Source organism: Maricurvus nonylphenolicus, assembly GCF_042854845.1.
GTDB lineage: Bacteria > Pseudomonadota > Gammaproteobacteria > Pseudomonadales > Cellvibrionaceae > Maricurvus > Maricurvus nonylphenolicus.
Genome location: NZ_AP031498.1, coordinates 1,564,706 through 1,579,175, shown reverse-complemented (window position 1 = coordinate 1,579,175; position 14,470 = coordinate 1,564,706). Strand labels below are relative to the sequence as shown.

The following is a 14,470-nucleotide window of genomic DNA, read 5'->3' as shown; positions in this document are numbered from 1 at the left end:
GATTTTTAGCTCAATGGCAAGTAGCGATAGAAAAAATACTTCAAAACATCACTCATTCTGTCATGATCTTTCATTTATTCTCTTGAAGCAGATGTTTAAGCGCACCCGCAAGGTGTAACGTAATCGCAATATATAAGACATAGGGAATCACTATTTTGTGAAATAAGGCAAATACAAGCGTAAGAGTCTCGTTAGGAGACCAGAGCAAGGGAACTTCAGCACCAAAGAATTCTGACGATTTCCCACCAGACGTCGACATGCCATAGCCAGTCACAGGAAACAAGAACATAACCATGTACAGTAACCGATGAACCCAGTTTACCAAGGTTTTCTCACCGGTATTTAAGGATGGATGGGGCATTACCGGCCTGTCATAGCGTTTCCAGACCAGCCTTACTAAGACAACAGACATTAGAACAAAACCCAGATTTTTATGCAGAACGTAGTAGTTTTTTCGATACCATACGTCCTCCGGGATAATCGTCATATAAGTCGCGGTCGGAACCACAACGACAAACAAGATAGCCACCATCCAGTGCAGACTTCTCGATACCGAACCATAGCTCTGATCGGTGTTTTTTAACCGCACCTCAATTTGGTTTCCTTGATTAAATAATCGGTATGCCACAAATAGAAGAACACCGGCCATCGCCGTTAACATAATAGCCTGGAGATATAGAAGCACCGGTTTAATATAATCTGTAATCAATTGCGTTTCTCTAGGCTCATCGAGAATCTTGCTTTCTGTTAAGAAGAAAAATCCATAGACAATTGCCAAACAACCCAATGCTCCAAGCACGATAGCTGCCGCCCTCACAACAGGTTGTTGAAAGTTGAGTGCCAATACAATTACGCAAGTAAACGCCAGTAGAAATAATGAAATATTGATAGCTTCAAACATAGACTTAACTTAACCCTGTAACTGTACGATACAATTTAACTACGACAATTAATCGCGTAAAAATTCAAAGAGATCTTGGAATCTACGATTGTCGAAAAATCACTGCAAGGTGTCATTAATTCATCTTTAAATTATCAGCAATAAGCTTAGAATAGCGTTTCTTTTTGTAAGTCAGCTCTATTTATTGATGGCTGATTCACAAAAAGATCTCTCTCCCGCTTTCCTGTTTTCAGGAAGGCTTCTCTGTACAGCCTTATGATTTCATAAGGCTCTTTTTTATTGATTACTTCCTAAATTCCAGCACCTTCTGAACCACAAAGTACTTGGCTTCGCACCACCAGTTACACTCCCCAATATAAATATCGGCAATATTAGGGGCCAATTGGGGAACTGGAGGAACAACATGGTTCATCTGCGCATAGCTATCATAAGCCTGGATAATACCCTGCAGAATTTCTGGATGCTGTTCACTTAACTCGACAGTAGCCGCTGGATCCTTGACGATATCGTATAGCTCCCATTTGCCCGAACCCAGTGGCGGCTGGAGTTTATGTCCTTTCCAACGTCCCGAGCGCACCGCCCGATTACCAAATAATTCGAATGCCAGGGTACGCTCTTCTTGCTTTCTGGTATCACGCCAGAATGGCAGTAACGATTGCCCATGGGGTTGTTGCTTGTCTGCAAACAGTGCGTTGTCTTCTACCTCTACACCGATGAGTTTGTATAAGGTTGGTGCAATATCCATCACATGAGCAAGAGACCTGCTACGCTGCCCTTGGGGAAGCCCGGGACCTCGCACAATAAAGGGCGAGCGAATGCCTCCTTCGGCAACAGAACCCTTGTAGAGTTTCCACGGCGTTCCCGAGGCTGTCGCCCATTCATTCCCCATATAGACATGGCTGCCTGGTCGGCCCGCATTGGCGGGCGAATGGTCACGCTCTGTCAGAAACCACTGTCTGGATGTTTTGGGGTACATCAGTGGCGTGGCACCACTGGCCCCGTTATCAGAGAAAAACAACACATAGGTGTTGTCCAGCTTGCCCTGTTGCTCCAGACTTGATAGCAGGCGGCCAATTTGCTGGTCCACTATTTCAATCATGGATGCATAAATTTCCATCGCTCGTACATCTTGCTGGCGCTGTTGCTGACTGCGCTCACCCCACGCCGGTTTGTAACTGGGCAACCACTCAGGCTGCAGGGGAATTTGCCATAATTTTATATCCTTCGGAATAAGCCCCGCCGCTTGCTGGCGCTGTAAACGCTGCTGGCGTATTGCTTCAGGGCCCTGGTCATATTTTCCTTTGTAACGATCCAGCCAGGCATCCGGCACCTGCAGGGGATCGTGTGGTGCGGTATAGGCAATATAGGCTAAGAAAGGGCTGTCATCTGCACTCTTGATATATTCAATAGCCTTATCGGTATAGTGAATCGTTGAATAGAAATCTTCGGGAATATCTACCGGCTTACCATTTTCGAAATAATTTACCGTTGCACTCTGGTGTGCTTTAAGCTTATCACCGAAATGACTGGCCGCACCTTCTTTGAGGATAAAGGATTGCTGAAAACCTCTACGCTCAGGCATCTGTTCAGTCCCCAAAGCCAAATGCCATTTACCCGTCATCATAGTTGCATAGCCCTGCTGTTGTAACACTTCAGCCAGGGTCACCACATCATCGGTCAGCTCGGCCTGATAACCCTTAATACCTACCTGGTTCGGCGCCTGCATTTTCGCCATGGTGCCCAACCCAGCCGAATGATGATCTACACCCGTTAACAATGCCGAGCGGGTAGGCGAACAGGTAGGCGCGACATAAAAATCTGTCATCACAACCCCCTGCTCCGCCAGGGATGCAATATTGGGGGTATTAATCTCACCACCAAAAGGCTGTGTATCCGACCAGCCCATATCGTCAACAACAACGATCACAAAGTTCGGTTGCTCCTGCTGAGCATGGACTAATGCTGACAGGCACAAGATAATACTGCTAAGTATAAGCCTCATAGATTCAGTTACCCGGTAGGGCCTCGCTAACTAGAAAAGGTTTTTAGGAAGACACGTCCAGTAAAGAAATCATGACGCTTGCCAGCTCTTCAGGCTGGCTTAAAAATGGCGAGTGATCACTGCCGGCAATAGATACTACCCGTTCAAACGTCATCGATTTTTGGAGATGTCGCTGCACGTCAATTAGCACCGCTCGATCATCCAGGCATTCGATATAGTCTTTAGGAATAGAACCCAGGCGTTCATGACTCCAGCGATGTCGCGCCAAAAAGGGACGAATAGGCTGAGGGCAATGGTTATTAACTTCCTCGTTCACCACAACATCATCACAGTTATGGTAGAAGAGCTCTTTTTCCTTACCCTTCTTCACCTCCATAACCCCTTTGAATATGTTCATACTAACCATCTTGCGCATTGCAGGGTTAGGCGCGTTTTTCATAATATCAAGTGGGGATGAAGCTTGAGATGGCACCAGCGCAGAAAGATAAATCAAACGCTTAAAGAGATGTGGCATCTGCTCACCTGCAACAGATATCACCAAGCCCCCCATTGAATGACCAACAAGAACCAGCTGCTCTCCAGTTTTCTTGACAATATCCTCTGCATAATCGCATACCGCTTGAGAATAAACTTTCATGGATACTGAAAATGGGTTTTGCTCTCTTCCCTTATGTCCGGGCAGTGTCAAACAGTGACAACTTATACCGCTAGATTCGAGCAAAGGGGTCAATTTTGACCAACAACCGGCATTATGCCAGGCACCGTGAACAAATAGGATATTCATATTAACTCTTGTGATTTAAGCGATACACTGATGGCGAGCAGCCAACCCAACGTCTGAATGCCTTACTGAAATTGGAGGAGTTTTTATAACCCAACAAGAAAGAAATCTCTTCGATGGAAAGCCGACTATTTTCAAGGTAGCCTTTGGACAAGCTTTCTCGTACCTCATTGGTAATGTCGCTAAAGCTGCTCCCCAATGCATTCAAACGCCGTATCAATGTGCGTGAAGACATATGCAATTTGGCCGCTACTTCTTCCAGAGTTAACACACAACCGGATTCACCTACAGCCAGCTGTCGAACGTCCTCAATAAGACTATGGTGAGATTCACACTGCGCAGCCAATTGCACCTCAAGGTCAGCTTCCGACTGACGGACAACCCTGGGGTTACTAAAGGGCATAGTCTTTGATGCCATATCCATAGGAAAGGACACCCGGTTACGGGGCATATTAAAAAACAGCTGACCTTTCAGCCATTGGCAATAATAGGCCTCACAGGGAAGGGCATCGTATTTCATATGATAGATAACCCGCTGTGCCTCATCGGCCGGATATAACTGTAACGCCGAAGAAAAAATAGCCATAGGGGTATCGATAAGACAGGCATTAAGCCTATCCTCGGAATAAATGCTGTCGATAAAGACATGAAGAAAGTCATTATCGATTTTTACTTCAAAGGTAACAGCCGGATTGATAATAGGGGAAAAACGCGTGATAAAACGCATTGCCTCTATCATGTTTTCACAGGCCAAGGCACCAATAGAGAGAAATCCATTCCCGGCAAGATTTAACCGCCAACCCAGCTCCAAACCGATTGCAGGATTCTTGGTCAACTCTGTAGCTCGCTGCCTGAGTTTTACATATTCTACATAAGGAATCTTGTGCCCTGGAGCGTCCAGGCTTTCCCTATCGACCCCCAGGTTGTTAAAGATTTCATTATCAGAGAATCCTTTTTCAGTGAGCAAATCGACCAAAGCACCAGGATGGGAAGAAAGCAGGCTTCCACTATATTGAGCACTGCACTCATCACCAGTTTCACGTTTATCGAAACTCACTTGAACACCTTTAACATCCAGCAGAGATACAATAAGCAGAGATCTTAATCATTACGGTCGCCACCAGCTCGGCGACGACCGTAACAATTTACTACTTATTATTTAGCTAATCACTTGCCAAAACGGTAAGTGGCTGAAAGTTCAATCTGCCTAGGAGGCGCTACATTTGACCAGTACCCTCCTGGAATGCCATACAGAGAACTACCAAAATTTGCTGTTGTCTCATCGGTTAGGTTTGAACCCAGTAAAGCCACCGTCCAACGCTCATCAGCGCTATCCAGCGCTAAACGCAGATTCATTTTCCAAAAGCTGTCCTGAACGTTATAACTGTCATTATTCGCATTCAAGGTATACTCATCAGAGTAAACCGCATCAATACGCGCGCTAAAGATTAAAGAATCTGAAATATTAGTACTGTAATCGGCGAAAATGGTACCACTCCACTCTGGAGCTTGCTCCAGTCTAACGCCTGAGAGATCCTGTGAAGCACCAGCTGAACTCACACAACTTGAGCTCCATTCATTGGCGTTCGTTGGGCAGGATCCCAAATAACTATCATAACGTGCATCCAACCAGGAAAGATTACTACCTACAATCAGATCCTCAGCTAGTGCATAACTCGCTTCTACTTCTACACCTTGACTTGTAGCTTCAGCGGCATTGCCAGTCACAAAGTTTGATCCATCAAAAGAGGAAACCTGCAAGTCCTCAAACTCGGTATAGAAGTAAGCAGCATTAATTCTTGCTCGACCATCAAGAAGATCCAGCTTCACACCTAACTCTAAACTTTCTGCATTTTCTTCTTCAAACTCAAAGTTTTCTGGATTAGGGGTATTGTGGGTTGAGTTATACCCACCTGCCTTTGTAGCTTTAGTCCAGGTAAAATATGCCATTCCAGATTCATTAAAGTCCCATTGCAGGTTGAACGTCGGATCAAAACTGGTCTCTGTACGCTTTCTCGCTAAATCAGAATCTGCCACGCCTAAAGCCAATAAAGATGTTCCTGCTGCGGGGTGCGAAGTGCTTGTATCCCCTAAAACAGTAGATCGGTAGTTATAATCTGCTTCTTTGGTTTCATCTGTATAACGAGCACCTAACGTTGCTCTCAGTGTTTCCGATATATTCCAAGTTCCTTGGAAGAATACAGACCATGCATCTGCATCCTCTTTAAAATCGGAGTATTGGCTATGACTTAACAATGCCAAGCCGGCACCACCAGGTAATCCTGCTACGAGCCCCAGATCAAGATTATTAACACTGGTCACCTCAAATTCGCGGTCAAGGTAATAAACTCCAGCCACATACTCGAAAGTCTCTCCCACAGGAGAAGCAATTCTCAGCTCATGGGACACCTGGTTAAATTCTTCTTTCGCTTCACTAGACAGCAGATCCAATGCCGAAAAATCAAGATCAGTGGCAGACTGCACATCGTACTGTGAAAAACCTAAAAGATACGTCAACTTATTATCGCTAATATCATGTTCAATACTTAATGCCAAATTATCTGATTCTAACTCCAAATAATTAGGAGCATTTGCTGTACGTTTATCATTTAAATCAAAGTCCTCACCACTAGCCTGCATTAACGGTATAGCAGCAGCTTGAATCAATGCATCTGGACCAGAAGCCGGAGCCGACGCATCCAGTGCAGAGACCTGAAAGCCGCTACCGTCCTGATCCATCTCAGCCATCTCTGCTTTTAGGGTAATCTCAGTAACGTCACTCACATCCCAAACCAAAACACCTCGAACGGCTTCATTCTCCGCATCAGGCTGATCTTCATTCAGCTCAATGTTATCAATATACTCGCCATTATCAGTGTGCCTTAATGTAAGACGACCGTAGAGATTTTCAGCTAACTCACCCGATACAAACGAGTCTACTTGGTAACCATTATTTTCAAGCTCATACTTTCCTGTAATCTCAGCCTCGAACTCATCGCTGGGCTTTGCACTAATAATACTTACCGCACCAGCAATGCTATTTTTACCGAATAAAACACCTTGAGGACCTCTAAGTACCTCAACACGCTCAACATCCATAAAGGGAACTTGAAACTGACGTGATTTTCCACCATAGATACCATCAACATATAGACCTACAGCTTGCTCAAAGGACGGATTTGCAGATGATCCTAAGCCTCGAATAACAATCTTATTAGCGCCAGGCGATTTACTGATATTCAAATTAGGTACAAAAGACGATAGCTCTTCCAGATTGGAAATACCCGAATCTTCGATAAATTCGCCCGATACAGCATTAACAGATATTGGTACCTCTTGAAGACTCTGTGCACGCTTTTGCGCGGTAACCACAATTTCCTCTAATGCAAACCCTTCTTCAGCACTTATATTAAAAGAGGAAACTGCTAAACTAGCCGCAATAGCTTTTGGAAGAAAATTTCTTGATAGTTTCATTGCTCATACCTTTATAATTATTTAGTTATCATAAATTGACTTGGGGCTACCCAAACAAAACAACTCTCTTTTTCTCATTTAAAAATTTATCACACAAAATAAAGCCTTTCCCCATGGTTTTGTGACACCCAACAGTGAATCAATGACAAGACCTCCCTCCAGCATCAAAAACCCAAAACCAAGCTAAACAATTATTCCCATTAGGAGTCTGACTACGTTCAATATAAAAATTTAAAAGGGCCCACACAGAATGCAGACCAAGCACTACAACAGAAAGATGTTATCGACTTTATATTAAAGAACCGATTTACTTATCGAACCTGTAAAACTTATGACTCTGGTTGCGCACTTAAAATATCTTTCAACCATGTAGCATGTGTTTTATGCGGCTGATTAATTGATTCTTCTGACTCTCCAGCATCTACTCGAGCACAAAGCTCTTCTGGGTCAAATGGCACACCATAAGGATTGTCATCAAACGCACCGGTTGCAAACCACGCATTGGCCTGTTCAGGAGTTTTAAATGACTCACATGTTAGTTCGATCTCATTACCGTCGGGATCCACATAATAAATCGCTGTAGCCACGCCATGATTAACACAACTGGTAGGCATAATTCCTTTTTCTTTTAGGAATCGATAACGCTCAACAAGATCAGCAACGGAATCAACCTCGAATGCAGCATGATGTAAACCTGGAGCATTTTTAGCTCGAGGCTCAGGATCTTGCATTGGTACGATTGCTAAGCGATCTTGCGATCCATCCCAAGTTAAGAAGTTGATCATTGAACTTCTTAAAACAGGCTGCATGTTTAGCACCGTACAATACCACTCAATCATGTTATCAACTTGAGCCGTTTTAAATACGATATGAGCATATTCTTTTGGCCGAAATCCACCTTTATGCTCTGGGATATACGCCTTTTGTATGACTTCTGACATAATAAATCTCCACTCTTTACATATATTTTAAGTTAACAACCAACTGCGACATTCATAATATCTCCAGCATCTTCAACCTGATCACCTCTCCAAGTGACATGTAGATCAGGACGGACAAGAATTAATTTGGCCTCATATACTTTATTCATATCACTACGCCCATCACATCGAACAACCTTCAATGGAACCCGACGCTCTTTAGCCGCTTCGACAATTTTTTCAATGTCAATTTCGGAGGCATCTATAGCAATAAGACTCATATCTTCGCCAAGCTCATCATGTAAAGACACGCCTTCTGCCATCCACATATGCGGCAGTCGAGCACCTGGTGACGCAGTTGGGGTATAGTAGGGGCAATCTGGATCCGGTGCGGGTAATAAATCAGGTAATACAATGGATGATTGTAAGTAGCGGTAACCCATCTCGGTACCACGCTGCTCATGACTTCTGCGCTGAAAAGTATTTACTGCATTTAAAAATTTACGTTTTTGAAATTTCCCTGCAGGCGTTTCATCATGAATAGAAGAGTTATATTCAATGCGCCAAAAAAACACTCCAACGGCTGCATACTCTGATGCTTTGCGAGAACGCTCTGCCGTAGGCAAACGCTCCTCCTGATAACTTTCAAGTATTTTGGGGGATGCCCAGCCTTTAAGCACCGCGGCTATTTTCCACGCAATATTTTCTGCTTCAGGAACTCCGGTATTCATACCAAATCCACCGGTTGGTATATATTGGTGAGCAGAGTCTCCGGCCAGAAAAACTCTTCCTTTAGAATAGCTTTCGGCCACCAACAAATGAGGCGTCCAGCTTCCTGCATGAATCACATCAATACCTAAATCAAGGCCAAGTAGATCGTTAACCTCTTTACATGGATCTAACTCATCATCGTTTACATCAGCATCAACACTGATATGTACAGACCAATGCTTGAGGTCATCTTGCGCAATAAGAATCCCTGCTCGCTCGCCACGAATAATGTTGTAATGCCTAAAGGCTTGCAGATTGGCTTTCTCAAGCAGATCATCACAGCGGAAGAAAACCATATAATTTGTGGCGACTTTTGGTGTTCCAGTGTAATTGATACCTAATTCACCGCGAACTTTACTGGAACCACCATCACATCCGATCAGATATTGACCTCTAACAGTGGCTTCAGAGCCATCTTGACAAGTTACCTTAGCGGTAACACTTTCATCATCTTGTAAAAGATTCGTAAAGGCATGCCCATATCGAACATCGATACAGGAAAACTTCTTCACTTCCTCCAGCAAAAGAGCCTCTAAGTTGTATTGAGCGATACGCACATAGGGATAACGAGGCTCGCTACCATCCTCAGATTCATTGATGCTTGTTTCCATTTCATCTATGGATGGATAATCGAGCTTAACCAGGTGCGGTTTATCTAACGACTCACCAACATACACATCAAAATGAGCATCTCGCGGCCATGCCCGCTCTATGATCTTCTCTGCCAGCCCTAAACGACCAAATATCTCCATAGAACGAGGGTTGGTAAGGTCCATCTTTGGCAGAAAACCTACCTCTTTGCTCCTCTCAACAAGCAGACAGTTAATACCACGCTTACCCAGCGCAAGCGCAGCAGTTAAGCCCACTGGACCAGCACCAACAATGATCACCTCATACTGAGTAAGCATTTCGTTATTTTCTATTTTTGACATATACAACCCCTTGAAATGTTTAAATCAGCTGGTCCAGGAACCCTGGATAACTAATATACATATATGATTATATTTAAAATGCTTTCAGTCAAGAGACTAAAATTGATCTATATCAATAAGACCTATAAACCCTTAAATTTATGGATATTAGCTATATATAAGACATACCCTCGTTAGAGAACAGAAAATTGACCCATGAAAACTAAACACATATGATTATATGTTTTAATCCCTCCGGAGAAGATTTATGAAGCTAGCAACATTTCAGGTAGATGATGGGATTTCTTGGGGGGCGGTGACCGATAAGGGCATTATCGACCTGGGCAAGAAAAGCGGAATAACCGATATAAAGCAAGGACTTAAAGAAGGCGTTCGCCACCTGGAAGAATTTCTAAGCGGCGATACAGACTGGTCTGCCGCTGACGTAAAATTCCTTCCCCCCATCCTGGACAGCAGCCATATTATTGGTATTGGGCTCAACACAAAAAGCCACTTTGAAGAAACCGCGGAGCTTATGGGAAGAGAACCAGGGGTTTACCCAAAATTTCCTCGCCTGTTTATGCGGAGCCCGTTTTCTTATGTAGGGCACCAACAGCCGATGCTTGTGCCGAGCACATCGTCCTATCTGGACTACGAGGGAGAGATAGCAATTATCATCGGGAAAGAAGGTCGTAACATCGACAAAAACAACGCGCTTGAGCATATTGGCGGTTATTCATGCTTTAACGATGGCAGTATTCGGGACTACCAAATGCATTCCAATCAAGTTACCGCGGGTAAGAACTTTGCCTCAAGTGGTGCATTCGGTCCCTGGCTATTAACGGCTGATGAGGTTTCTGATCCAAACAATTTGTCACTCACCACCAGAGTTAATGGTGAAGTTCGGCAACGGTTAGAAATGGATGATTTAATTTTCAGCTTCGCCGAACTAATTAGTTATATTTCACAAATTTTCCCCTTACAGGTAGGCGATGTCATCCTAACTGGCTCTCCCGAAGGGGTTGGCGCCATTTCAAACCGATGGTTACAGCAAGGGGATACCGTAGAAGTTACCATCCCTCAAATAGGTACCCTCTGTAACCCCATTCAGCAAGATAATTAGATCCGTACTAACACTCCCAACTATCGACAGACTGAAGAATAGGAACTACCATCGTGCATAATGCAACTGACAATCCGGATTCTGCTGAACATAAGGATCCAGTCACTGAAGTTATCCCCCAAATCCTAACACGGCGAAGCTCCCGCGCAATCGATCCAGATAAAGCGGTCTCCGAACACACCTTAGAGCGGCTATTTGAAGCCGCTCGCTGGGCACCCTCGGCCTTTAACGGTCAACCCTGGGCCTATGCGGTGGCAACAACAAACAACCCAGAATTGCTATCAGCCGCCAGAGACTCGCTTGCTAAGGGCAACAGCTGGGCCCTAAAGGCGCCAGTCCTTATGTTTTCCCTGTCATATAAAAAAATGCCCAGTAAAAAACTGATTCCTAATTGGCTACACAAATACGAAGCCGGTATGGCAACGGGACAAATGGCGCTACAGGCAGCCGAAGAAGGGCTGGTTTTTCACCAAATGCTCGGCTTTAATCCATTCAAAATTAGAAAGATATTCAATATACCTCGTTCCTACTCGGTGCTTAGTGCAATTGCGATAGGCTATCCGGGGTCAACTGAAGAACTGTCTAAAAAGCATGCGCTAGAAGAAACACATACAAGAACACGAAAAGCTATCGAGGATTTTTCTTTTATTGACAGCACTTGCGTAGATTTGAAATAGCTCAAGCTAAGGCTAGGGTACCCTCTTACCTATAGGAGTGATATTATTAACTCTGCTTACCCCCAATACGATTAAAGGAAACCTGCGTGTCAGTTCTGTTTAACCCAGACATCCCTTTTCACTACCAGATTTACCTGCAGATAACATCTGAGATAAATAACGGTTTGTGGGTAGGAAAAGATGACTTTCCTGGAGAAGCAGGATTAGCTGAAAGATTTGGTGTAAGTGTTATCACTTCCCGAAAAGCACTTAATAGACTTGCAGAAGAAGGCTGGATTGAAAAAGGCAGAGGCAAGCGCACAAAGGTTATTAGAGCGCCAAAGGTAAATAACGAAGGAGCCCCAGCGGTTTTCCTCGGTGAACCTAGCTCCCCCTATACCTATACACTGCTTTCCAAAGGTCTTGTCATAAGTAACGCTGAAGCTTGTGAAAAATTTAACCTGCCTCTTGGTTCGAATATATGGCAATGCTCAAGACTACGATTTTTCGCAGGCAAACTACATAGCTTGGCAGTAAATTTTCAACTTCCAGAAATTGGTAATAAGCACAAAAAGAAAGACCTTGATCGACTTCCCATGTATCAGATTCTTATGCAGGCCGGGAAAATACCTGTAACAGCGCAAAGAAGAATTGTGGTTTCATCTGCTGATGACACAATAGCAAATCACCTCTCCGTCCCTCTGCATACACCACTACTGACACACAATATGTCACTCTCCGACGAAGCAGGGGAAATCCTTGAATGGGTTCAGATTTACTTACACCCTGATCAGAGCTCTCCTGTGGAAGATTATGATTTCTCCACAAACTCATGGCACGCGAATACGTTAAGCTAGCACCTTAACAACCTAACCTTCTACATAGCTCATAGCTTTGCACAAAATCACATATACATATACGATTATATTTTAATGTGCTAATATTCTCAGATAATTAAAACGTAAAAAAACCGAAAGGATCTCTTTCGGAAAGGCTTAACCTTGGAGAATTAGAAGTGAAAGAACTGTACCTTCAATCTGAATACTGGCTTGCTGCTTTTCAGTTAATCACAGCAATGTTTGGCATGGGTGCAGCACTAACAACCCGGGATTTTTTGGATGTTATTAAGGAACCTATAGCCGTAGGAACGGGTATTGCCATACAAATTCTCATCGTACCTTTACTCGCTTACCTATTTATCCTGGTACTTCAACTGCCAGCGGGTATCGCTGTGGGAGTCGTGATTCTAGCGGCAATACCCGGCGGAACCTCATCTAACATTTTCACTTTCCTTGCCAGAGGAAATACAGCTCTATCCATTGCGGTAACAGGCCTCACAACCTTAGCATGCTTAATAACTACACCTATCATTTTAGAGTTACTAGCCGAGCAGTATCTTCCTGCCGGTTTCCAAATGCCTACAGAAAAAATTGTTCAAGAAATATTCTGGACGTTAATCATACCGCTCTCTCTAGGCATGCTACTTTTAAACTACTACCCTCATATTGCACCAACAATTTCCAAGTGGTCGGTGAGAGTTTCATTATTCGTAATTCTGCTAATTGTCATCGGCTCATCCTTGACCGGCAGACTTGACACCGATGTGTTTGGCCCGAAGAATATGCTACTTTTTTCGATGCTTATTATCGTATTCGCGTTTATTGCCTGGCTAGCTTGTCGGGCTATAGGGTTGTCCCGACCCAGCGCCACAGCAATCGAGTTTGAAGTTGCCATTCGCAATGTTAACTTAGGTATTCTGATAACGGTTTCACTATTCCCTCATGCAGGAGAGAACACCGACGCTATAGGTAATACCGTAATGTTCTGTCTGCTATTCTACGGCGCAATACAGCTACTGGTTGCAGGATCCTTATTGCTATCCCACAAGAAACTTATGAACTGATGGATAACACGCCCGATGAAGTTCTGACAGAATTTACCAAAGATAATATTCCACCGATTTAAGCGGAAGATTCTAAAACGCTACCATCTGTAGAAGACTTTGATAAGCTGCAAGCAGGACAAACAAGCTGATTAAAAATACTTGATGCGATAAAAGTGCCCATCAATCGCCAATCAGGCTCTTCTTGGCCATCTCGTGATACTTATTCGGTGAATAGCCCGTCCAACCTCTAAATGCTTTACTGAAGTTAGACGGATCGCTGTAGCCAAGCCTTCTCTGGCCAATACTTTTTCTCAACATTCAGTGTTTTAAAATTCTTACTAATAAAGCCTATCTTTATGCGCTAAAGGACAGCTATATGAAATTCACAAAAAATCTATCTGAGCTTAAGCCATTTAATATTGCCTTTACTCGAATCATTGATCCCTACTGTTATTTTCCAGGCTTTCCCACCCCACAAATTACAGATCACGGTTCACAGACAACAGCCTGTAAAAATGTTCACCACTGGACGCTCGCAACTAATCTTATCCACACCTTCCAGTACCGCATACTGGCGTTCGCATAAGGGAATAAATGTGAAACCGATATATGAAGTAGGAGATTATGAGATTCATATGTGCTTTTCCCATGTCAGCTTAGGAAAGGAAAAAGCCGATGAATACGCCGATATGGTTAATACCAATATCCCCAAGCTAGCCCAGTTGTTCGAAAAAATGCACGATAAGGAAGATCTCCATTAGAGAATACCTATTACGCACATCCACTTATTTAATTTTCCTAATAACACTAAATGTATGACACTGCTTTCTCGCTCTTACAAACCAATAAGGGCAACCCATCTAGATTAGGAGAATAGTTATGAAGTTAACGATAGAAGAGACTATCCGCGGCATGATTACCGGACAGTACACCCATGCCGAAGACAAACCGCAAAACAACGATCAGGTATGCATATGCAACTACAGGGATAATTACTATGGCGATAGAGCCTGCGTTTTGCGCGATTGAATTGAATAACCAGAACG

At 43.7% G+C, this 14,470-nt stretch carries 14 protein-coding genes; 7 read left to right on the top strand and 7 right to left on the bottom strand.

Translation table 11 applies throughout. The annotated features are described in order from the left end of the window. Positions 1–70: 70 nt before the first annotated feature. The 7 genes from ACGHZ6_RS06685 to ACGHZ6_RS06655 all read right to left on the bottom strand — a co-directional run bounded on the left by ACGHZ6_RS06685 (position 71) and on the right by ACGHZ6_RS06655 (position 9,781). A complete protein-coding gene (locus ACGHZ6_RS06685; RefSeq protein WP_390618057.1) occupies positions 71–901 on the bottom strand; it encodes a cytochrome b in 831 nt (276 codons plus the stop codon). 283 nt (positions 902–1,184) lie between these two features. After that, positions 1,185–2,903 (bottom strand): arylsulfatase, encoded by a 1,719-nt coding sequence (locus ACGHZ6_RS06680; protein ID WP_390618056.1) that lies wholly within the window; start codon positions 2,901–2,903, stop codon positions 1,185–1,187. Positions 2,904–2,946: 43 nt separating this feature from the next. Then, a complete protein-coding gene (locus tag ACGHZ6_RS06675; protein ID WP_390618055.1) occupies positions 2,947–3,687 on the bottom strand; it encodes an alpha/beta fold hydrolase in 741 nt (246 codons plus the stop codon). A gap of 1 nt (position 3,688) precedes the next feature. Next, complete coding sequence (locus ACGHZ6_RS06670; RefSeq protein WP_390618054.1) at positions 3,689–4,741, bottom strand: helix-turn-helix domain-containing protein; 1,053 nt, start codon at positions 4,739–4,741, stop codon at positions 3,689–3,691. A gap of 110 nt (positions 4,742–4,851) precedes the next feature. Beyond that, positions 4,852–7,158 carry a TonB-dependent receptor gene (locus ACGHZ6_RS06665; protein ID WP_390618053.1) on the bottom strand — a complete coding sequence of 769 codons (2,307 nt, stop codon included), beginning with the start codon at positions 7,156–7,158 and terminating at the stop codon, positions 4,852–4,854. Between the two features lie 329 nt (positions 7,159–7,487). Further along, positions 7,488–8,099 carry a VOC family protein gene (locus tag ACGHZ6_RS06660; RefSeq protein ID WP_390618052.1) on the bottom strand — a complete coding sequence of 204 codons (612 nt, stop codon included), beginning with the start codon at positions 8,097–8,099 and terminating at the stop codon, positions 7,488–7,490. Positions 8,100–8,131: 32 nt separating this feature from the next. Next, on the bottom strand, positions 8,132–9,781 hold the full coding sequence (locus tag ACGHZ6_RS06655) for an FAD-dependent monooxygenase (protein ID WP_390618051.1): 1,650 nt from the start codon (positions 9,779–9,781) through the stop codon (positions 8,132–8,134). A gap of 247 nt (positions 9,782–10,028) precedes the next feature. Here ACGHZ6_RS06655 and ACGHZ6_RS06650 point away from each other — a divergent pair, with 247 nt between their 5' ends. The 7 genes from ACGHZ6_RS06650 (at position 10,029) to ACGHZ6_RS06620 (ending at position 14,453) form a co-directional block, all read left to right on the top strand. After that, positions 10,029–10,883 (top strand): fumarylacetoacetate hydrolase family protein, encoded by an 855-nt coding sequence (locus ACGHZ6_RS06650; RefSeq protein WP_390618050.1) that lies wholly within the window; start codon positions 10,029–10,031, stop codon positions 10,881–10,883. Positions 10,884–10,936: 53 nt separating this feature from the next. Further along, a complete protein-coding gene (locus ACGHZ6_RS06645) occupies positions 10,937–11,560 on the top strand; it encodes a nitroreductase family protein (RefSeq protein WP_390618049.1) in 624 nt (207 codons plus the stop codon). An 86-nt stretch (positions 11,561–11,646) separates the two neighbouring features. Next, positions 11,647–12,396 carry a GntR family transcriptional regulator gene (locus tag ACGHZ6_RS06640; protein WP_390618048.1) on the top strand — a complete coding sequence of 250 codons (750 nt, stop codon included), beginning with the start codon at positions 11,647–11,649 and terminating at the stop codon, positions 12,394–12,396. A 158-nt stretch (positions 12,397–12,554) separates the two neighbouring features. Then, positions 12,555–13,442: a bile acid:sodium symporter family protein gene (locus ACGHZ6_RS06635; RefSeq protein WP_390618047.1), complete on the top strand. Its 888-nt coding sequence runs from the start codon at positions 12,555–12,557 to the stop codon at positions 13,440–13,442. Positions 13,443–13,800: 358 nt separating this feature from the next. Further along, positions 13,801–14,010: a hypothetical protein gene (locus ACGHZ6_RS06630; protein ID WP_390618046.1), complete on the top strand. Its 210-nt coding sequence runs from the start codon at positions 13,801–13,803 to the stop codon at positions 14,008–14,010. A 10-nt stretch (positions 14,011–14,020) separates the two neighbouring features. Further along, complete coding sequence (locus ACGHZ6_RS06625; RefSeq protein WP_390618045.1) at positions 14,021–14,185, top strand: hypothetical protein; 165 nt, start codon at positions 14,021–14,023, stop codon at positions 14,183–14,185. A gap of 118 nt (positions 14,186–14,303) precedes the next feature. Beyond that, a complete protein-coding gene (locus tag ACGHZ6_RS06620) occupies positions 14,304–14,453 on the top strand; it encodes a hypothetical protein (protein WP_390618044.1) in 150 nt (49 codons plus the stop codon). Positions 14,454–14,470: the final 17 nt, after the last annotated feature.